Source organism: Mycobacterium sp. 29Ha, from assembly GCF_032883055.1.
GTDB classification, from domain to species: Bacteria; Actinomycetota; Actinomycetes; order Mycobacteriales; family Mycobacteriaceae; genus Mycobacterium; species Mycobacterium gallinarum.
In genome coordinates, this window is record NZ_JAMQTI010000027.1 from 58,335 (window position 1) to 76,756 (window position 18,422).

Sequence of the window (18,422 nt, forward strand, 5' to 3'; positions counted from 1 at the left end):
CCTCCCACAGCGGTCGGGGCCGCGCGGCGTCAGTGCTCAGGACACCGCCGCGCGCAGCTCGGCGTAGACGGCGGCCTCGAAGCCCAGCGCGGTCTCGACCATCTTCTTGTCGAAGAAGGGCAGCAGTTGCGTGGCGATGACGGCGCCGATCCCTGCCTTGCGGTCGACCCAGAAATAGGTGTTGAACAGTCCCGACCAGTCGCCCGAGCCGGCGCTGCGCATGCCGGGCAGATCGATCGAGTACACGTGGAACCCCAGGCCCCACCCCTGCGGCACATCGAGCAGCTCGACCGGGTTGGCCAGCTCGGGGACAGTCGGCTCCAGCTTCTTGGGCAGCGGCGCCCCGTCGAGGTGGTCCCGCAGCGCGAGCTCCACCGTCGCCTCGTTGAGGATGCGCCTGCCGTCGAGCTCGCCGCCGTTGACCCACGCGCGGACAAACCGCCCGTAGTCGCGAATCGTCCCGTAGGACCCGTGGCCGCCTGAATGCCATTCCTGCTCGACATCGAGGTCGATCTGGGTCGGCACCAGGCTGCCGTCCGCCGCCCTGGTGAGGACGGGCAGGAAGCGCGCGCGCTGTTCGTCGGTCGGGGTGAATGTCGAGTCCGTCATGCCGAGCGGGCCGTAGACATTCTCGGCGAGGTAGTCGCCCAGCGTCCGGCCGCTGACGGCCTCGACGACCTGGCCGACCCAGTCGGTGCTGACGCCGTACTCCCAGACGGTGCCGGGGTCGTGGACGAGCGGCGAGCTGATGCTCTGTTTGAGCCCGGTGAGCACGTGAGGAAATCCGTGCTCCATGCAGTACTTGTGGAGCTTCTCGTTGAGGAAGAAGTAGCCGCAGCCGGACGTGTGGTTCATCAGCTGACGGACGGTGGCCTGGGTCTTGGGCGGGCGTAGGACCGGTTGCCCGTCTTCGAACCCGTCGAGGACCTGGAGCTCGCCGAACTCGGGGAGGATCGAGGCCACCGTCGCGTCGAGGTCGAGGCGCCCCTCCTCGAGGAGCTGCAGCGCCGCGGTGGTCGCCACGGCCTTCGTCATCGACGCATTACGGAATATGGTGTCGGGCCGGGCGTCGCCGGCCGCGCCCTCGTAGAGGACGCCGTCACGGCCGACGACCGTGGCGGCGATGCCGTGCAGGGACCCGTCGGCCGTCACGGCGTTGAGTAGGTTGTCGATTCGCTCAAACCCCATGTCACACTCCTCCGCTTTCCGGGATCATCGCACGGGTCGTGGCTCCGCCGACGCGCTTCCGAGCCCGACGATGCGCAAGAAGCTAGCGCCGCAATAATCGACGGCGCTCGGTAATCCGAGCGCGTGCCTCCGTCGTCAGATCAGCGCGCCGACCGCGCCGCTGACCTCGGGTGGGGCATGCTCCATGCATGAAGAACCGGCACCTCGTGATTGCGGTCGCGGTGATCCTCACCGTGGCGGCGTGTGACAGTTCCACCGAGCCGGCGGCGTCGTCGGAGGCGGTGACGACGCCAACGACAACCTCAACGTCCGGGACGGCCACCACTTCCGCCGCGCCGACCGCCGCGGCTGCTGAGTCCTCCGCGTGCACGGAGCTCGAGGGAACGGTCGGCGCCGCCAATCTCTGCACGGTCCACACCGAGACGCCCGACTACACGATCGACATGAGCTTCCCGGTCGACTACCCGGACCAAGACGCGGTGGCTGAGGTCCTGACCGATCAACGCGACGAGTTCATCGACTTAGTCGAGGATCAGCCGGCCCGCGATGTGCCCAAAGCGCTCGACATCAAGTCGCAGACATTCCGGTCGGGCGCGCCGGGCTCGGGCACCGAAAGCCTGGTGTTCGAGGAGTACGTCAACTTCGGCGGCGCCCATCCGGTGACGAACTACGACGCCCTCAATTTCGACCTCGGCAAGAAGGCGCCGATCACATTCGACGCGCTGTTCAAACCAGACGCCGACCCCGTCGCGATGCTCGACCGTCTCGTGGCGGCCGATTTGGAAAAGCAGTTGCCCAGCGTGACCGTCGGCGACAACCCCATCGGCGCGGGGATGTACAAGAACTTCGCCCTCACCGATGACGCGGTGCTGTTCTTCCTCAGCCAGGGGCAGTGGACCATCTCGGCCGCTGGTCCGCGGACGGTCTCGATACCTCGCGCAGAACTCGCATCGATCCTGGCCTGACCTGGCTCGATTACGTGGCATCGCGCGCGAGTCGGGCGTCAGCCGTCACTGAACCGCCCCGATCCGCGTCTGATATTGGTGTCGAGCACGGGTCACTGACGGCGGTAGGGTTGCTATCAAATGCTGTTTGCTGGGGGTGCGGGGTGTCGAATCCGAACGAGCCGTTGAAGGTTGATCTGACAGAGCTGCACGCGGCGGCGGACCAACTCGACGGACACGCAAGCGAGTTCTTGGCGACCCATGGGAAGGCGCTCGCGCGGGCGAGCCAGGCGAATCTGGGGGCGGGCTTGTCGGCTGCAGCAGTGCCGCAGATGTTGGCAGCCTGGGAGGCCGACAGCGCCCGCTTCGCCAAGCACTTCGCCACGAACGCGCAGGGACACCGCGAAGCAGCGGCGCGCTATGCGGAGACGGACACCGCCAGCGCCGACGGAATAGACGACGCGGGTGCTGCGCTGAGCTGACGCCGTGGCGCTGAACTTGAGGGAGCTGCGGGAGTGGCCGCCCGAAATCGCGGATCTCGCGGCGTCCACCCATGGGGCTGCGGCGAACCATACGAATTCGGCGGACTTCTATCGGTCGTTGGCGACGGCTTCCACGTGGGAGGGCGACGGCGGAGATGCCGCGCGTGCGGCTATGGTGGCCACCGCCGGTGAGCACGAGGGGGCGGCGGAGAACCTGGGCAAAGCGGCCGCCGACATGGAGGCCGCACAGCAGCAAGCTGAGCAGGTTGCCCAAAAGATCACGGACATCCTAGATTTCGCCGCCGAGGCGCCCGCGGTACAGATCGACGAGTCCACGAACCAGGTAATCCCGCCGGACACAGCGTATTTGGATGACGAGGCCGCGGCTAAGGTGGCAGCCAAAGTCGCCGACTTGCAAGCGCAGATCGCCGCAGTACTGGCCCAGGGCGAAGGAGTGGATGCCGACCTGGCGGGGGCGATTGCCAGGGCCACCGGCATCCCGGCTCCTGAGGTGAAGACGGCGTCCTCGGTGGAGGACCTTTTGCTGCCCGGCACTGGGGAACGGCAAGCACCGCCATCCGCGGACAGCGCGTCGCAACCGGACAGCTTGGACAGCGCACTCGATCAGCTCGCCGGACGACCCGTCCCGTCGGGCGCCCAGGGGGTCGACGGTTCTGCGGCACCGGTTCCGTTGAATCCGGCGAAGGTCGAAAAGTTCAAGGCGTTGGCCCGGCAGACGATGCTTCGCGACGGTGTTCCGCCGGATCAGATCGAAGCGCGCCTGGATGCGATGGTGTCCGCGGCACGACAACCGCTCAAGCCCTACACCCCGCCGGAACCGGACAAGATGCCGCCGCCCGGCTTCGCAGAGGGCTTTGCCGATCGTTGGTTCGAGACCGAACAAGGCATCAAAAACCTGATCGGACAGGGCGGGCCGGGGGCACCGGGTGTGTGGGAGTCGTGGCGTGACCTACTCGAGAGCACCAACGACCAAATCACGAACCCGGTTGGAGCGGCAGTCGACGAAGTCAACAATGCGCTCGACTCTCCGAGTGCGGCGTATTACCTCGGCGGGAAGGCAGCCGAGGGTGCCATCGCCGCACCTGGTGTCATCTTCGGCGGCGAAGCTGCTCTCGTCGCACGAGCAGGAGCGCTCGACGATATCGCGGGCGTGGGCATTCCATCGCACCTCGTCGATGTGCCCAGTGGACACCACCCTGCCGCCGAAGCCTTTCCAACACCGCTCGCTGGAGAGTATCCAGCACCCGGCGTTTGGGATTACTCCGACGGATACTCGTCTCACGCTCCCGAAATCGCATCGAATCTCAACGACGCCGTCGCGAACGGGCAATCGACCCTGGATCTGGCCCGGCAAGTCGCAGACCTGTCCACGCACCACATGCCGGGTCCACCCGACACGGGGAACGCAGACCGAGTGGTTCTAGGGAAGTGGGCCGGAATGGATGATGGATACATCGGTGAAGCGCGGAGTAACGGCGGGATCTACTTCGACACCGGTGACGCAACCTGGAACGCCCTTAGCCACGGACTCAGTGATGAACAAGCGAGAACTGTTACATGGGAGGTGAATGAGCAATTCCTGCGCACGCAGTTGGAGAATGGAGTGCCACGTATCGAATATGTCTTGCCTGATGGGTTCGAAAGCGTCGAGCAGATTGCGGCGGTGCAGAGGCGATCATTCTCAGCTCTCGAGATCAACTTCCTCAAGTATAACGCGGCCGCATACGGTTACACCCAGCACGGAAACTCATGGGTTTATGAGGGAGGCAGCTAGCGATGAAGCCGGTTGAGCTAGAACGTTTTCTGAAACCAACGCTGTCGAATGCCGGCTTCACACTCGATGAGGTGCAGGAACCCATCGTCCACGGCAACCGTCCAGCGTGGGCGGTGTATTACCGCCGTAGTGATTGCAAACTCCAGGTCTGCTGGTCGGCCCGCGACGGCGGAATCGACTTCATGCTCGCCCTCCCCGATGCACCCAATGAGTTTGGTCTTACCAACGATTCGAAGGAGTGGCACTTTATGCTGCTCCTGAGCGATGCGGAAGACAACTTGGAGACGCCGGGACTGGGCGCACAGGATGACACGATACTGACATGGCTGCAGTCGCTATTCGACATACACTTTGAGCCTGCGCACAGGGCATTGCTTCAGAGGCGTGCACGAGAGTAGTGCAAGCGAATGTGTGACCGGAATTGGTCGTCGGTGGCCTGCAGGTCACAGCCTGGTGGGTCTTCCTGTCAGGTTCCTTGATGTTGACTGTGGCGATGGTGCGTCTAGTTGCCTTGCACCGTTATGGTTGCAGCGCTCGGTGTTTCGACCGTTAGGGTGGACCCATTCGATGGACGCAGACCGCATCAGTGAAGCCGTCGTTACCAGTATCAGGGAATCGGCTATACCGGGCGTTGATCGCCAAAAGCTCATCGACCGCTACGGCGAGAGCGAGGGAAGCGCTGTTGCAGATCGGGTCATCGCGATAGTCCGGGAAGCCGTTGCTATGCCGATCGACTGGGGCGACATGACCTTGGCCGAAGGCGTCAACGACATCATGGGCAGATTCAGCCAGCTGCATCCCGAATTATCGTCCGAAGCGCTGGAGGAAATCGGTCGATGCGTCGGCTGGAATCTTCGGTGAACCCGTGCTGGCCATCGACGTCGACGCCCAGAAGGCAACTGCGACTGAGCGTCTGGCCGCAGCCGATCGGTCGTCTTCGACGCATCATCGAGTCTGCTGCGGAGTTACGTTGCTTAACCGGATAAGCCGGAGCCGCTCTCGATTTCGTCCCTCGAGAACGTTATTGATGGCCCAGCGGGGTTTATGACGAGTCCGCTATACCCATCCGTGCGAATCATGTCGAGCACTTCTTGTGTGGGGCGCGCAAAAAAAGCATCCGATACGTTGAAAACAACGACCTCTGGAGCGCTGGTGAAACACACCAGGGCGCGTGAGCCGTCGGCCGACGGCGTCGAACGAACCGTCACACTGCCCGGGACGGATGTTTCGTCCGCGGCCAGCAGCATCTGACCCTCCGCCAGGAGCACCTGCAGGACGCCGCGCCTGTCCGTATGGCCGGCGTGCAGCGCCGCAAGCGCTGTCTTCAGTGGCTGATTGTTCGGATTCCGCAGGGCAAAATCGATGTGTGCGGCCGCCAACGCGCACGTTGGACCTGCGGGGTCGATATAGAGCCAGTCATCGCGTTGTTGCCGCGCCAGCTCCAGCGCGCCCGTCGCCGGCGTGACCATCGACTGAGTTTGAGTGTCCGGCGGGTACAGGCGCGCGATCTCGTCCTGGCACGTGAATGCGAACAGCGCGCGACCACCACCCGGCCCGGTGCCGCCGCGGATCTGTAGTCGTGCCCCGGCAGCAAAAGACCCGTCTACAGGCGCGTCTGATCCAGTGATGTCGAAGAGCAATTCCCCGTACATGCACGACCGAAGTACTTCAAGAGCGCGTCGTTGGTCGGGCTGAGCCGCGAACTCACCGACAACTCGGCGAACGGTCACATTGTCGACCAGGTCCATGGTGTAGCCCACCTTTCTTGCCCAGGATCCCTCCGGCAACCAATCACATTGCGGCGCCCGCACCGCGTCTCGGGTAGCAGTGACGCGATGCCGTCGATCGGACAATCGAATAACACCAGCCCCGTAGCGTCGCAACCTCGCCGCCCCATGATTGTCGGGTCGCCCCGTCCGCCTATGGCAGGGGAGAGTGTCGTGGCGTGCGCGAGAACTTCAGCAATTATCCGGTCGAACCCACCCCCTGCAGCTGCGAAGCGATGGCGGGGAACGGTTGCAAGTTCGATAGGTTCGCGCCAGGTTGTCCGCTGACGGCAAAGCGCCCGATTACCGGTTTGGACTCGAAGGCCAATACCATCGCGGGTGCTATGACCGACAACGCCCTGGCCGCTGCGCCGACCGCCGACGCCTCGCGACCTGGCCGTATCTCCGCGGAGGCGAGCCGTCGACGAACGTTCGCGGTCATCAGCCATCCCGACGCCGGCAAGTCCACGTTGACCGAGGCACTGGCGCTGCACGCCCGGGCGATCACGGAGGCCGGCGCGGTCCACGGCAAGGCGGGCAGACGCTCCACGGTGTCGGACTGGATGGACATGGAGAAGGCCAGGGGCATCTCGATCACCTCGACGGCGCTGCAGTTCCCGTACCGCGAATGCGTCATCAACCTGCTCGACACCCCGGGCCACGCCGACTTCTCTGAGGACACCTACCGGGTGCTGACGGCCGTGGACTGCGCGGTGATGCTGATTGACGCGGCGAAAGGCCTTGAGCCACAAACGCTGAAGCTCTTCCAGGTATGCAAGCACCGTGGGATCCCGATCATCACGGTGATCAACAAGTGGGACCGGCCAGGTCGTCATGCCCTGGAATTGATCGACGAGATCCAGTCACGGATCGGGTTGCGGCCCACTCCCCTGACCTGGCCGGTGGGCATCGCCGGAGACTTCAAAGGGGTGCTCGACCGCAGATCCGGCAACTTCATTCGGTTTACCCGAACCGCCGGTGGCGCGACCGCGGCACCCGAGGAGCACATCGCGGCTTGTGATGCGCACGCTGCGGCCGGTGTCGATTGGGATACGGCGGTCGAGGAGTCCGAGCTGCTGTCGGCGGACGGCTCCGATTACGACCGGTCGGCGTTTTTGGTCGGCGAGTCGACACCGACGCTGTTCACCTCGGCGGCGTTGAACTTCGGGGTGAACCAGCTTCTCGATGTGCTGGTGGACCTTGCGCCCGCGCCGGGCGGTGCCGTCGATGTCGACGGAAGTTTGCGGGCGATCGAATCACCCTTCAGCGCTTTCGTTTTCAAGGTGCAGGCCGGGATGGACTCCTCCCACCGCGACCGCATCGCGTATGCGCGGGTGGTGTCGGGGACGTTCGAGCGCGGTGATGTGCTGACGCACGCAGCGATGGGTAAGCCGTTCGTGACGAAGTATGCGCAGTCGGTGTTCGGGCAGCAACGCGCGACGCTGGACACGGCGTGGCCAGGTGATGTGATCGGGTTGGCGAACGCGGCGGCGTTGCGGCCGGGCGACACGCTGTATGTCGATGCGGCGGTGCAGTATCCGCCGATTCCAAGCTTCTCGCCGGAACATTTCGCGGTGGCGCGCGGCACGGATCCGAGTAAGCACAAGCAGTTTCGGCGCGGGATCGAGCAACTCGAGCAGGAGGGCGTGGTTCAGGTGTTGCGCTCCGACCGTCGCGGTGAGCAGGCACCGGTGCTGGCCGCGGTGGGCCCGATGCAGTTCGAGGTGGCCACGCACCGGATGGCCGCCGAGTACAGCGCACCGATTTCGTTGGAGTCGCTGCCGTATCAGGTCGCGCGGGTAGTGGATCCTGCCGACGCCGAGTTCATGAACCGGCAGGTGTCAGCGGAGGTGCTGACGCGCACGGACGGCGTGATGCTCGTGCTGTTTTCGACGCCGTGGCGACTGGAAGGGTTCCAACGCGACAACCCCGACATCAAGTTGGGGTCGCTGGTCGCAGCGGAGGGGTAAGAGCGGCGAGCGGTCCGGCCACCCTCGAGGCTTTTTCGCGCTGTGCTCGACCCGTTATGAAAAGCACTGTTCATCGTGACCAGGAAACACCGTTCGACCTCGCTTAGGCCTCGTCGGTGCTGGTGCATCATTTCTTCATTGCGCGCCATAGGGGGATGACGCGCGGCGAATCGGTTGCGCGATCCATGGGAGGGAATATGCGCAGACCCACGGCCGCACTGGCGGTTGCAGTCATCTCCGTTCTGGTCACCGGCTGCGTCAGCAATGTCGGCAACGCCGAGTCGGTCACCACCACCCGAACGATGATTCCGCGTCCGCTCGTCGAGCGTGAGCTGGTTGAGTTGCTGCTGCGCCCCGAACAGGTGAACGTCGCGATGGGCACGGTCGGGATGACGGTCACTAACACCCAGACCTCGATGTCCGACAACAGCGCCACCATGGCGCCTGCGGAATGCCTGGCCGTCGACGGCGCGGCGGAGGCGCCGGTGTATGCCGCCAGCGGCTTTCGGGCCGAGCGTGATGAGAGCCTCAACAACGGCGATGACTTCACGCACTATCTCAAGCAGGCGGTGGTGTTGTTTCCCACGGTGGAAAAGGCCCGTGCGTTCCTGGACGCCTCTACCCAGCAGTGGCCGGTCTGCAAGGAGTACACCCACACGCAGAGCGGGTCGCAGTGGTCGGTCGGACCGATCTCCGTCGCGGGCGATACGCTGAAAACTATTGCTACACAACGGGACGCCGGTGCTCCCGGCTGGGCCTGCGGACGCGCGGTGACGCTGCGGAACAACATTATCGTCGACATCAACACGTGCAGCGCCGACCCTGGCGACTCGGCGGTGAGGATCGCCGACCAGATCGCCGCTAATGTCAGCGCACAGTGGTAGGCGGGGTGCGACCAATTTGGCGCATGCCTGGAGCGGATCCCGGTGCGCGCAGTGGGCTCGGCGTCGACGTCCGACGGAGTCAGACGTGGATTATCGCGAGACCCGCGACGCCTTCTAGAACATCGAAGTCCCCATCCTGCGTGACCACGGGCACGCGCTTGGCGGCTGCGATTGCGGCGATCCACAGGTCATTGACTCGGACCCGTCGCCCCGCCTCAGCCAGATGGACGCGTAACAGCGCCCACATTTGAGCCGCCTCCTCGTCGACCGGTAACGCGATCATGTCGGCGACTGCGTCCAATGTGCGAAGGCGACGCGCCCGGATCTCGGAGGTCCGCGCGGCGAGCACACCCGCGTTCAGTTCGGCCAGGGTCACCACAGTCGTGGCGAGTTCCTCAGGAAGCAGCGATGTCTCGAGTTGTCGCCCGCTCTCGTCGGCGATGAACACCGAGGTGTCGAGGATGCCGGCGGCGGGCTGATCGGTTGTCACAACTCGTCGAGTTCGTCGGTGGTTTCACCGGCGAGCTCTGCGAGGTCGTCACGCAGGCCGGGGTCCGCCTGGCTGGTCTCGAGCCGCCTGACCAGTTCGGCCTTGGACACCCACCGCCGACGCCTGGGCTGCACCGCGGTGATCATCGCGACGGCTCGCCCATTCACCGTGATCGTGACTTCTTCGCCCGCTTGGACCCGTCGCAGCACGCCCGCCGTGTCGTTTCGAAGTTCACGGGACGCCACTGTTGACATGCTACGACTGTAGCACTTCTGTAGCACGTCAAGCCGCCATGAATTATGCGGCTGCTTCGCCGTCGTAGTGCCCGTCCAGCAGCGCCGACACGGTTCGCGACTGCCATGCCCGGCCGTCAGGGGTTCGTTGACCCGACGAGTTCAGCACCCGCGCCGCCGCAGCGCGTGTCACACCACAACCGTCTACCAGCCAGCGCACATAGCCTGTGACGGCCTGGCAACGCTCGACCCACGGTAAGTGGGCCTGGGGAAGCATTGGTGGCCAATCATTTTCGTGAGCGGCCGCCGATGAAGCGTTGGCTGCCCGTTCGACGACCCTCTCAAGACTGTCCACCCCGGCCGAGGCCAGCGCCGCGCGATCGAGGTCGTCGACGGCCTGCACCTCACGCCGCAACGCGTAGTCAATTTCGTTCATACCGCCCGTGTCCGGCATCGGCCAGAGATCGTGGCCCACGAGCAGGTCGAGTCCATGCCGCTGCAGCACCAGACTCAGGCGGCGATAGTGCTGCTCGCGCCTCAGGTCCACCATCGGCTCTGGCATCCATATCGGCAGCCGGAGCGAGATCGCCCGGGCCAGTGCGGCGACGACTCCTTCGACCTCGGTCAAGTCGTCGTGCGAGGCAGGCGCGCCCGCCGGGAATGCGAACATCGCGACGACGGTCGTCGATCGCAGCGCGGCGCGAGCCGTCAATTGTTCACAGCGGCAGACAGTTTCGTCGTCGCCGAGCACGATGACCGCGGTTGCGGTGGCGTTATGGGGTCGAATCATGACGAGCTCCCCTCAGCAGGTGAGACGCCGGGCCAGCCTGAGGCTGCGGCATCTATTGACGTGATTCGACGGTATCGGCAACGACCGACAACTCAGGCCGTCGACAACTAGTCCGCCACTCGGGAGACCGCCGGCCCCAGCTCGGCTCGGTGAAGCGCTGCAACATGGACTCGACGCCTTCACCGCGGGCCGCCACGCCGATGACGTTGTGCAGCATGGTGTTCGAACGAGGTTGCGGACGGCGGTGGTGGCGGTCACAGCGGGGATGCGCACAGCGCAGAGGCACCGAGCGGCGACTACAGCCATGCCGACGCCGGGCCAGCCGGGCAGTTAGGCACCGGCGTTAGGGTGGTGCTCATAGGCGGCGGTAACGGCGGGTGGTAGGTGCTGACAGGATTCCCCACACCATGAACGATGGCTCGATCTCAAACCACTTGTATCAATTCTTCGCCGCACACTTCCATCAGGACTGGGATCTGGAAGCCGACGATTGGCAAGGAATCGTCGACAACTACGTCAACGATGATCCCACCGCCGGGCCCCTGCGGACGCTGGCGCAGGAGATCGATGACCTGCGCGGGGCCCGTGGGGAACCGGACTTGGAACAGTTTTTGGTGCGAACCGTCGGTGTTTACTACGCTCCCCAGCCACTGACATATAAGGAGTGGCTGGGTCAGGTCTCGGACCGGTTGCGCGAGCAGGCCACCGCGATCGAAGCTGGCAGCGGTGACTGACGAAATGCCCGATTACGCTTCACAAGCGAAGCGGTGGACGGAGGCGACCAAGCTGGTTGCTGCTGGCTGCTGGCACGGCATCCGTTGTCCGCAGAACAGCGATGCCGACGTGCTGATCGAAAAGCGTTTATGGCGACTACGAACCACAACCGCCCGAGAGCACCTGATTGCCATCTGAGCTAATCGCCGCCGTGCCAGCGGAGAGAGTCACTCCCAACCTCTGCCTAAAGAACCTTCGACAGAAACTCCTGCAGCCGCGGATGTTTGGGGTTGTCGAAGAGTTCGGCGGGCGGTGCGTCCTCGACGATCTTGCCGCCGTCCATGAACAGCACCCGTGAGGAGACCTCCCGCGCGAAGCCCATCTCGTGGGTGACCACGACCATCGTCATGCCGCCCGCGGCAAGTTCACGCAACACCTCGAGCACGTCACCGACCATCTCGGGGTCCAGCGCACTGGTGGCCTCGTCGAACAACATGATCGACGGGTTCATCGCCAGCGCTCTGGCGATCGCAACGCGCTGCTTCTGACCGCCCGACAACGTCGACGGCTTCACGTGAGCCTTCTCCTTGAGCCCCACCTGCTCGAGGAGTTCGAGCGCCTTCTTCTCCGCCGCCGCCTTGTCCATCTTCTTGGTCAGCAGCGGCGCCATGGTCACGTTGTCGATGACCGTCATGTGCGGGAAGAGGTTGAAGTGCTGAAACACCATGCCGATGTGCTGGCGGACCTTGTCGAGGTCGACCTTCTTGTCGGTCAGGTCGTACTCGTCGACCACGACCTTGCCTCCGGTGATGTCCTCCAGCTTGTTCAGGCACCGTAAGAACGTCGATTTACCCGATCCCGACGGGCCGATGACGCAGACCACCTCACCCTTGCTGATCGTGGTGTCGATGCCGGTGAGGACGTCGAGATCGCCGAAGGACTTCTTGAGTCCCTCGATGCGGATCTTCACGGTCCCTTCGGGTTCGGCGGCCGCAGCCTCTGGGACGAGTTGGCTCACTTGTTTATCCTTTTCTCGAGGCGATCCGAGAGTTTGGTCAGCGCCATAATGACGATGAAGTAGATGATGCCGATGATCAGCCACATCTGGAACGACTGGAAGTTGCGGGCGATGATGATCCGGCCCGTCTGGGTCAGCTCGGCGATGCCGATGACCGACAGGATCGAGGTGTCCTTCAAGGTGATGACGAACTGGTTGATGTAGGACGGGATCATCGTCCGCACCGCCTGCGGCAGAATCACTTTGCGCATCGTCGGCAGATATCCGACACCCAGGCTGCGTGATGCCTCCATCTGACCCTTGTCGACGGACAGGATGCCGCCGCGCACGATCTCGGTCATGTAGGCACCCGCGTTCAGCGATAGCGTGATGATGCCCGCCGTGAAGGCCGACATCTCGAAGCCCAGCGCGGCGGGGATGCCGAAGTAGATGAAGAACGCCTGCACGAGAAGCGGTGTGCCGCGGAAGATGTCGACGAAGGTGGTGCCGATCGCGCGCAGCCAGATCGACCGGGATACCCGCATCAGGCCGAAGATCACGCCGAGCACCAACGCGCACGCGATGGAGATGATCGTCAGGATGACGGTCATCTTCAGGCCTTCCATCAACAGCGGGAAGGTGGTCTTCAGCAGGCCGAAGAACGAGTTGTCCGCAGCGACAGCATCTTCGCCGAGGTAGGTGTCGAGCACTTCCTGGTAGCGGCCGGACTCTTTGAGGTTCTTCAGGCCGGCGTTGAACTTGGCCAGGAGTTCGGCGTTCTGGCCCTTGTTGACGGCGAAACCGTAGCTGGCGCCTTTCTCCTTCGGCGTCACGGTCTTGAGCCCGTTGCCCTGGGTGATGCCGTAGGCGAGGACCGGGTAGTCGTCGAACACGGCGACGGAGTTCCCGGTCTTCACCTCGTCGTACATCGACGAGGAGTCGGCGAAGTAGACGGTTTCGAAGCCGTACTTGTTTTTGATCGACTCGGCGAATGTCGCGCCTTCGGTGCCGTTCTTCACGGCCACTCGTTGGCCCCTGAGGTCTTCGTAGTCCTTGATGTCGTTGTTGGTCTCCAGCACGGCCATCTGGACGCCGGACTCGAAGTACGGGTCGGAGAAGTCGAACACCTTCTTGCGTTCGTCGGTGATGGACATGCCCGCGATGACGCCGTCGACCTGGTTGGCTTGCACCGCCTGCAGTGCCGCGTCGAAGCCCAGCGGCTTGATGTCGACCTGGAAGCCCTGGTCCTTGGCGATGTCGCGGATGAGGTCCATGTCGATGCCGACGAAATTGCCCTGCTCGTCCTGGAATTCGAACGGGGCGAACGTCGTATCGGTCGCGATGACGTAGGTCTCGTCCTGTGCGTGCGCGGGCGTCGGGTTCAGCAGCCCGATGCCCAGGAACGCCGTGAGGATTGCTGCAAACAGGACCGCCAATCGAGGTGACGGACTCCTGTCTCTTACACACTCGCCTCGCATCGTTCGCCTCCCAGCGTCGGCTGTCACGGAGAATTCACGCTAGTAGTCCTGTGCTGTTCGCGCTGCGTATCGACCGGGTTGATTTCGACGCAGGTGATCGTTACCCGCGCATAGAATCGGTGACGACGCGAATTCTTCAGGCCGGACGAGAATCGGGCGACAGAGTACTGAAGTCGGGCCTTCCAGCTCGGGAAACTGCCGCAGGACTGCGGCGTTACTGGCGGCGACGGCGTGGGCGTCGTAACCGATCGACAGGTCGAGCCTGATGAGATCTTGAGCCGGCTGAGGCGCACCGACGAGGTTGGCCAACCGGCGAGCTGACCATTATCGAGATCTGTGGGCCCTTGCCTGCCAAGGCCGAAGAAGTCATTGCGTTCCTGCGCTCAACTGGCGAACGCCCTGGAACCAGTACACCGACATTTCCATGTCGACGTACACCTAGTCCTCTCGCGGTATGAGGCGGTACGAGTATGTCTGACTTTGATGTCGGTGCTCGGCGCTCTTGACGCCCGGCCGAGTACGCCGTCGCGTGATGCCGTAGCCCACCGCATCACGTGGATCTGAATCGCCCCTCAGTTGAAGGCGGCGAACTCAGTTTCGATGGGACTCGCCAGGCATGCGTCGGCTACCCCAGGGCCGCTGGAGGTGCGACCGCGGCCTGCGTAGACTTCTGCCCACCAACACCTCGAGGTGATTGAGTTAGTTCTGAGGGGAGACATGACATCTCGCGCATTAATAGTGACGTCAATCGCGAGCGCTGCCCTGATGATCGTGGCTTTGGCACCCGCCGACGCCAAACCATTCGACGAGTTCGCGCTGGAACCAATCGGCGGCGCAGGGGTCGACTGTGGACCCGCTCCCCAGATCAGTACTCGGCCAGACATGAAGTTGTGGAACTATGATTCTGCCGTCACGTCGTGCACGGACGCGGTCGCGATACTCGACGCCTTCGTCGAGGCCGAGGAGAAATACTCCACCATCGGCGCGTGGGACTGCGGAATCATCGGCGCCGCCGAGGCCGAACGGACCGGAGTTCTGCTCAAATGTGTAGGCCCGCGTGGACCATTGCACGCGTTGCAGGTCGAGGCACCGCTCTAGAAGTGCGTGCCGCGCGCGCAGTTGGCATCAGCCGAGGCCTGGCGGGGTAAACACAAATTTTGCGCCCGACGCCTCATTCTCGCAACCGATGTCCCACCAGTAGCCCATGCTTGCCTCGCCAGCGGTCACGCCCTGACGGCGGTCGGTGTGTACCGGTGTGGCGTAAGGGTATTTCGCTAGCCCTGTCTGCGAAGCGGTGCCCAGGGCTGGGACGTACGCGACTCTGCCTCAGCCTTCATTGATGTCAATCGGACGACATCGTCTTGGCGACCCGCTCACCTTGGTCCGTAAGACCCAGCCATATGGAGTAGTCCCAAACTGCTGGCTCGTCATAGTGCCGGATGAAGCGATCCGATAAGCGCACCATGAGCGAGTCGACGGAACCATCCCAGGCGGGGAACTGGCCGTCTTCCCCAGGCAGATCTCCGATTTCCATCAGTCCGTCCTCTAGAACCGACCGGATGGTTGCCAGCACCAGTTTCTGGCGCGCGGCGTCAGCATCAGCCAGACCGAGTGAGGAGGCCAGCTGCTGCACCTCTGCCATCGACACCCAATCCTCGAGTCCGCTTGCCATCAGTTCCCGGCGCAGCAGATCCTGTTCGCACGCTTCAGCTTTGCCATCGCCCTCGCGTGTGGCACCGTCCGCGTCATTCACGATTACCTCCGCACATCGCTTAAGCCATGTTCCTGGGATCGGAAGGATCCGGCGGACGAACGGCATCTACGAAGTCTTGCAGAATTCCCAGTTCACCGCCGCTACGCCTGAGTTCTTCAGGAGATATCGGAGTACCCCATGCACTGTCCGGCTGGTCGGTCGACCCGGCCGGACCCTCGACGAGAGCATCCGGCACCGCGCCCCCCGCCTCGGGGTTGATGTGAATCTTCCAGTGCTCCCCGCTGTCGAGACTGATGTCGAGCGACGGCCCTTGCGTCGACTTCGACGCGAATCGTTGACCAATCCCGCTGCCGTCGGGCAGATCCTTCCAGATGCCCTTTGTCGGATCGCCGTACCGGGCTGGGTTTTCCACACCGCCCTGCCCCATCCATGTCCACAGCGCCTGAAGATCTTCGGGTGACCGGACTTCCCTGATCCAGCGGCGACTCCCCTCCGGGAGCTGCTCGAGCACACTACGGATGTCATCAGCCGACGGACTGGCGCCTCCACTGCCGGTCTCCTCGTTTCCCGGTGCAAACTCGTGGTCAACCATTTGGATTGTGTCGCTGCGGTTGTCGTCAGATGTTCTCCATGACAGCGGGATCATGCCTTCAAGTTCGGCGGCACCGGCCTGGAGCTTGGCGCCGATCTCGGCGTCTTCGGACGCCAGGACGTCGGCGCGCATCGCGATGTAGGCGCGGTGCTCCTCCGCGCGCGACTTGCGAGCCAGATACACGTCAGTCTCGCCGGTGGTGTATCGCCGCATGTCGGTGACAGTCAGTGCGTCACCGACCTTGAAGGCGTCGCCTTCGGCGTCGGCAATCGCATCCAACACTCGGTCTCGGGCTTGGCTCAGGTGCTGTGCACCCAGATTGACAAGCTGTGCCATGTTCCGCATGTGATCGGCCGCCCGGTAAACAACGCCGCGGTCTGCATAGCTGGCTTCACGAGCAGCGTCGGCGGCATCACCCTCCCACGCCGTTCCACCGGGTGCCGACATCGCCTGGACGTAGGTATCGGCGCCCGTCTCGATCCGGTTCGCGGCTGCGCAGTAAGCCGCTGCCGACGAAGACAGCACATCGATTTCCTCAATCCAACCTTCGATGTCCGTCCGCGTTGGGAGGCCACCACTGGAATCAGACGCAGCGTAAGGCTTGGCCGCCGGGGCTCTGCGAAGATCGGTTGCCAACGTGCTCACACGGAGGCATCTCTGACGCGGGAAGCCGAATTGTCATCGCCGCTCAGGTAGCCCATCGCCGCGAGTTGCAGTGACAAGGCACGACTTGAATAGCGGCTCGCGCATGCCGCACCAAATGAGTTGATAGCTGCGGACACACGGGCAGCGCCGAGACTCGATGACTTTCCGCCGATCGGATGCGCGCTACCTACAGCAGCGGACTCATCGGCGCGCCGCGTGACGGTCCCCGAAGCAGCGATCAGCCCGTCGGGATCGACAGTGAGCCGGTCAGACACTCTTACCCCCGTGCGATGAACGTCCTCACCATCTTATCGACGCAATCACGTGCTGAGATGCACATTTTTCGGCGCCAGCCGGCTCCAACCGATCGAGCGGCCCCCGTGCCACGGATCGGAGTCGGACGACCGGCATCAAGCGAGCCTGCCCTGCGCAGATCTTGGTGTTGTCAGTGCCGGCTGATAAGACTTCGTCGTCCGCATTCGAATGGAGGAAATGGTGGCGCACAGTCCCGAAGTGAAGGTTGTCGGTGACCGCTTGGTCTTGGGCCCAGTCTCGGTGGAGGTTCCAGAGGACTTTACGTATTCCGGAAACCGGATTGCACCCGCTTCCACCCAGTCTCGGCCAGTTTCCCTTGCGCCGGGTGGCGGACTATCCCGACAGCGCGCCGTCCAAGTGGCTGGCACATGGCGGTGTCATGCTGCCCGTGTACCAGCGTGAGGCGATGTGGTTGTCGTTCGACAGCGACGAGCCCGGCGCACTCCAAGTCGGTGCCGGCAAGGTGTGTGCGGTCAGTGGTGAGCAGTGGAGCGACCGCCTTGCCCAAGACCCGCAGAACTACGTCGCACTCCCCCGGCAGCCGTGGCTCGACGGAATCAACGCGGGCGACGGGTTCATCCGCCAATTCGTCGCCGTTCCGTTGGGTTCCGGCGCGACCGTCGAAGGACAGATCACCGGGCAGGAAGTCCACGGCGGCGTCCAGCTGCGTGCTGTGGGTCTGACGGAGGCCGCTCTGCGGGCGTGGCACGCCCGTCCCCGGTTCGAGCGCACGATTTTGTGTGAGGGTCCTCCTCCGGCGGACTCAGCGATGGGGTTAGGCGCCGGAGGCAGGATGCGGCAGGAGATCTACGCCGACAGTCGCTCGCTGTCCGATTACGACGAGGACCGGTCGTGGCGGGTGTTTGTGCACTTGTGCAGTGCCGAACAGTGGACCGCCATCACGGGCGAGGTGGCGCCGCCGACCCCGGTGGACCGCGACGCTTACGTCGAGGCCGGCCTGCCCTGGTTCGACTACTACGACGCGGACGCTCAAGATCTGGCGCCGACGGACACGTTGGCGAAAGTCAAGAGTGTCGGCAAGGTCTTCGGACATGTGGAAAAGCCTTTCGTACCCGTCGATTCCACGAAAGTCCTTACGGTGAAAGGGTCGTCGGGCGACACCGTTGCCGACGGCGATTGGTAGTTCCCATCGGGTCGCGGGCAGACGCACCGCTGTAGGCATCGGGTCACTGGTGCCGTTTGGCGCCCGCACGGCGTCGGCCCATTAGGGCCGGCGCGCGTGCCCAAAAACCTTGACGGCATCGACGCGATCGATCTGATCAAGGGTCAACACCCGTTCGGGCTTTGTGATGCGCGAGAGTTCCTCCGATGACGGGTCGGGCAACTCGTGCAGGACGGCACGTGCATCAGCGACGTCGACGTTCTCAAAACACCACCGTCCACCGGGCGACCGCAAGAAGTCTT

The 18,422-nt window shown here is 63.7% G+C and carries 19 protein-coding genes and 1 pseudogene; 11 read left to right on the forward strand and 9 right to left on the reverse strand.

Features of this window, described 5'->3' with window-relative positions; genetic code table 11:
- Positions 1–36: 36 nt before the first annotated feature.
- The gene (locus tag M1248_RS27315; protein WP_317150304.1) at positions 37–1,188 is read right to left on the reverse strand and encodes a serine hydrolase domain-containing protein; all 1,152 of its coding nucleotides are present in this window, start codon (positions 1,186–1,188) and stop codon (positions 37–39) included.
- 188 nt (positions 1,189–1,376) lie between these two features.
- On the opposite strand from M1248_RS27315, the gene M1248_RS27320 reads away from it, so the two are divergent.
- From M1248_RS27320 to M1248_RS27340, 5 genes are all read left to right on the forward strand, one after another.
- Positions 1,377–2,153, forward strand: coding sequence for an esterase (locus M1248_RS27320; protein WP_163735102.1), 777 nt, complete (start codon positions 1,377–1,379; stop codon positions 2,151–2,153).
- Between the two features lie 143 nt (positions 2,154–2,296).
- Positions 2,297–2,614, forward strand: coding sequence for an ESX-1 secretion-associated protein (locus tag M1248_RS27325; protein WP_317150305.1), 318 nt, complete (start codon positions 2,297–2,299; stop codon positions 2,612–2,614).
- Between the two features lie 4 nt (positions 2,615–2,618).
- The gene (locus M1248_RS27330) at positions 2,619–4,409 is read left to right on the forward strand and encodes a hypothetical protein (protein WP_317150306.1); all 1,791 of its coding nucleotides are present in this window, start codon (positions 2,619–2,621) and stop codon (positions 4,407–4,409) included.
- A gap of 2 nt (positions 4,410–4,411) precedes the next feature.
- Complete coding sequence (locus tag M1248_RS27335; protein WP_163735099.1) at positions 4,412–4,807, forward strand: hypothetical protein; 396 nt, start codon at positions 4,412–4,414, stop codon at positions 4,805–4,807.
- A 169-nt stretch (positions 4,808–4,976) separates the two neighbouring features.
- The gene (locus M1248_RS27340; RefSeq protein WP_163735097.1) at positions 4,977–5,270 is read left to right on the forward strand and encodes a hypothetical protein; all 294 of its coding nucleotides are present in this window, start codon (positions 4,977–4,979) and stop codon (positions 5,268–5,270) included.
- Positions 5,271–5,383: 113 nt separating this feature from the next.
- On the opposite strand, the gene M1248_RS27345 is transcribed toward M1248_RS27340, so the two are convergent.
- Positions 5,384–6,157: an SseB family protein gene (locus tag M1248_RS27345; protein WP_163735095.1), complete on the reverse strand. Its 774-nt coding sequence runs from the start codon at positions 6,155–6,157 to the stop codon at positions 5,384–5,386.
- A gap of 362 nt (positions 6,158–6,519) precedes the next feature.
- On the opposite strand from M1248_RS27345, the gene M1248_RS27350 reads away from it, so the two are divergent.
- Positions 6,520–8,145 (forward strand): peptide chain release factor 3, encoded by a 1,626-nt coding sequence (locus M1248_RS27350; protein WP_317150307.1) that lies wholly within the window; start codon positions 6,520–6,522, stop codon positions 8,143–8,145.
- 197 nt (positions 8,146–8,342) lie between these two features.
- The gene (locus tag M1248_RS27355) at positions 8,343–9,029 is read left to right on the forward strand and encodes a sensor domain-containing protein (protein WP_163738342.1); all 687 of its coding nucleotides are present in this window, start codon (positions 8,343–8,345) and stop codon (positions 9,027–9,029) included.
- 79 nt (positions 9,030–9,108) lie between these two features.
- Here the strand turns inward: M1248_RS27355 and M1248_RS27360 are convergent, their stop codons facing one another.
- Genes M1248_RS27360 through M1248_RS27370 form a run of 3 tightly spaced genes read right to left on the reverse strand, consistent with a single transcriptional unit; the run spans position 9,109 to position 10,542 of the window.
- Positions 9,109–9,519, reverse strand: coding sequence for a type II toxin-antitoxin system VapC family toxin (locus M1248_RS27360; RefSeq protein WP_163735088.1), 411 nt, complete (start codon positions 9,517–9,519; stop codon positions 9,109–9,111).
- Complete coding sequence (locus M1248_RS27365; RefSeq protein ID WP_163735085.1) at positions 9,516–9,773, reverse strand: type II toxin-antitoxin system Phd/YefM family antitoxin; 258 nt, start codon at positions 9,771–9,773, stop codon at positions 9,516–9,518. The genes M1248_RS27360 and M1248_RS27365 overlap by 4 nt, the downstream gene beginning before the upstream one ends.
- 43 nt (positions 9,774–9,816) lie before the next feature.
- Positions 9,817–10,542 (reverse strand): hypothetical protein, encoded by a 726-nt coding sequence (locus M1248_RS27370; RefSeq protein WP_163735082.1) that lies wholly within the window; start codon positions 10,540–10,542, stop codon positions 9,817–9,819.
- Positions 10,543–10,949: 407 nt separating this feature from the next.
- Between M1248_RS27370 and M1248_RS27375 the strand changes: the two genes are divergently transcribed.
- Both M1248_RS27375 and M1248_RS27380 read left to right on the forward strand, forming a co-directional pair.
- Positions 10,950–11,276 carry a contact-dependent growth inhibition system immunity protein gene (locus M1248_RS27375; RefSeq protein ID WP_317150308.1) on the forward strand — a complete coding sequence of 109 codons (327 nt, stop codon included), beginning with the start codon at positions 10,950–10,952 and terminating at the stop codon, positions 11,274–11,276.
- Entirely contained in the window at positions 11,269–11,454 is a 186-nt protein-coding gene (locus M1248_RS27380; RefSeq protein ID WP_317150309.1) for a hypothetical protein, read from the forward strand. The genes M1248_RS27375 and M1248_RS27380 overlap by 8 nt, the downstream gene beginning before the upstream one ends.
- A gap of 46 nt (positions 11,455–11,500) precedes the next feature.
- On the opposite strand, the gene M1248_RS27385 is transcribed toward M1248_RS27380, so the two are convergent.
- A complete protein-coding gene (locus M1248_RS27385) occupies positions 11,501–12,274 on the reverse strand; it encodes an amino acid ABC transporter ATP-binding protein (protein WP_163735067.1) in 774 nt (257 codons plus the stop codon).
- Complete coding sequence (locus M1248_RS27390; RefSeq protein WP_174262175.1) at positions 12,271–13,731, reverse strand: amino acid ABC transporter substrate-binding protein/permease; 1,461 nt, start codon at positions 13,729–13,731, stop codon at positions 12,271–12,273. Before M1248_RS27390 ends, M1248_RS27385 begins: the two co-directional genes overlap by 4 nt.
- A gap of 738 nt (positions 13,732–14,469) precedes the next feature.
- On the opposite strand from M1248_RS27390, the gene M1248_RS27400 reads away from it, so the two are divergent.
- Entirely contained in the window at positions 14,470–14,829 is a 360-nt protein-coding gene (locus M1248_RS27400) for a hypothetical protein (RefSeq protein ID WP_317150310.1), read from the forward strand.
- 244 nt (positions 14,830–15,073) lie between these two features.
- Here M1248_RS27400 and M1248_RS27405 read toward each other — a convergent pair whose 3' ends face one another.
- Both M1248_RS27405 and M1248_RS27410 read right to left on the reverse strand, forming a co-directional pair.
- On the reverse strand, positions 15,074–15,484 hold the full coding sequence (locus M1248_RS27405; RefSeq protein WP_163735059.1) for a hypothetical protein: 411 nt from the start codon (positions 15,482–15,484) through the stop codon (positions 15,074–15,076).
- Positions 15,485–15,503: 19 nt separating this feature from the next.
- Positions 15,504–16,562 carry a hypothetical protein gene (locus M1248_RS27410; protein WP_317150311.1) on the reverse strand — a complete coding sequence of 353 codons (1,059 nt, stop codon included), beginning with the start codon at positions 16,560–16,562 and terminating at the stop codon, positions 15,504–15,506.
- Between the two features lie 612 nt (positions 16,563–17,174).
- On the opposite strand from M1248_RS27410, the pseudogene M1248_RS27415 reads away from it, so the two are divergent.
- A pseudogene (locus M1248_RS27415) lies at positions 17,175–18,141 on the forward strand (hypothetical protein).
- Positions 18,142–18,422 lie beyond the last annotated feature (281 nt).

What these genes read in the sequence shown, in the direction of transcription:
- M1248_RS27370 (WP_163735082.1), bottom strand. Translation starts at nt 10,542, where the DNA reads ATGATTCGACCCCATAACGCCACCGCAACCGCGGTCATCGTGCTCGGC.
- M1248_RS27350 (WP_317150307.1), top strand. Translation starts at nt 6,520, where the DNA reads ATGACCGACAACGCCCTGGCCGCTGCGCCGACCGCCGACGCCTCGCGA.
- M1248_RS27335 (WP_163735099.1), top strand. Translation starts at nt 4,412, where the DNA reads ATGAAGCCGGTTGAGCTAGAACGTTTTCTGAAACCAACGCTGTCGAAT.
- M1248_RS27365 (WP_163735085.1), bottom strand. Translation starts at nt 9,773, where the DNA reads ATGTCAACAGTGGCGTCCCGTGAACTTCGAAACGACACGGCGGGCGTG.
- M1248_RS27315 (WP_317150304.1), bottom strand. Translation starts at nt 1,188, where the DNA reads ATGGGGTTTGAGCGAATCGACAACCTACTCAACGCCGTGACGGCCGAC.
- M1248_RS27340 (WP_163735097.1), top strand. Translation starts at nt 4,977, where the DNA reads ATGGACGCAGACCGCATCAGTGAAGCCGTCGTTACCAGTATCAGGGAA.
- M1248_RS27390 (WP_174262175.1), bottom strand. Translation starts at nt 13,731, where the DNA reads ATGCGAGGCGAGTGTGTAAGAGACAGGAGTCCGTCACCTCGATTGGCG.
- M1248_RS27320 (WP_163735102.1), top strand. Translation starts at nt 1,377, where the DNA reads ATGAAGAACCGGCACCTCGTGATTGCGGTCGCGGTGATCCTCACCGTG.
- M1248_RS27375 (WP_317150308.1), top strand. Translation starts at nt 10,950, where the DNA reads ATGAACGATGGCTCGATCTCAAACCACTTGTATCAATTCTTCGCCGCA.
- M1248_RS27355 (WP_163738342.1), top strand. Translation starts at nt 8,343, where the DNA reads ATGCGCAGACCCACGGCCGCACTGGCGGTTGCAGTCATCTCCGTTCTG.
- M1248_RS27345 (WP_163735095.1), bottom strand. Translation starts at nt 6,157, where the DNA reads ATGGACCTGGTCGACAATGTGACCGTTCGCCGAGTTGTCGGTGAGTTC.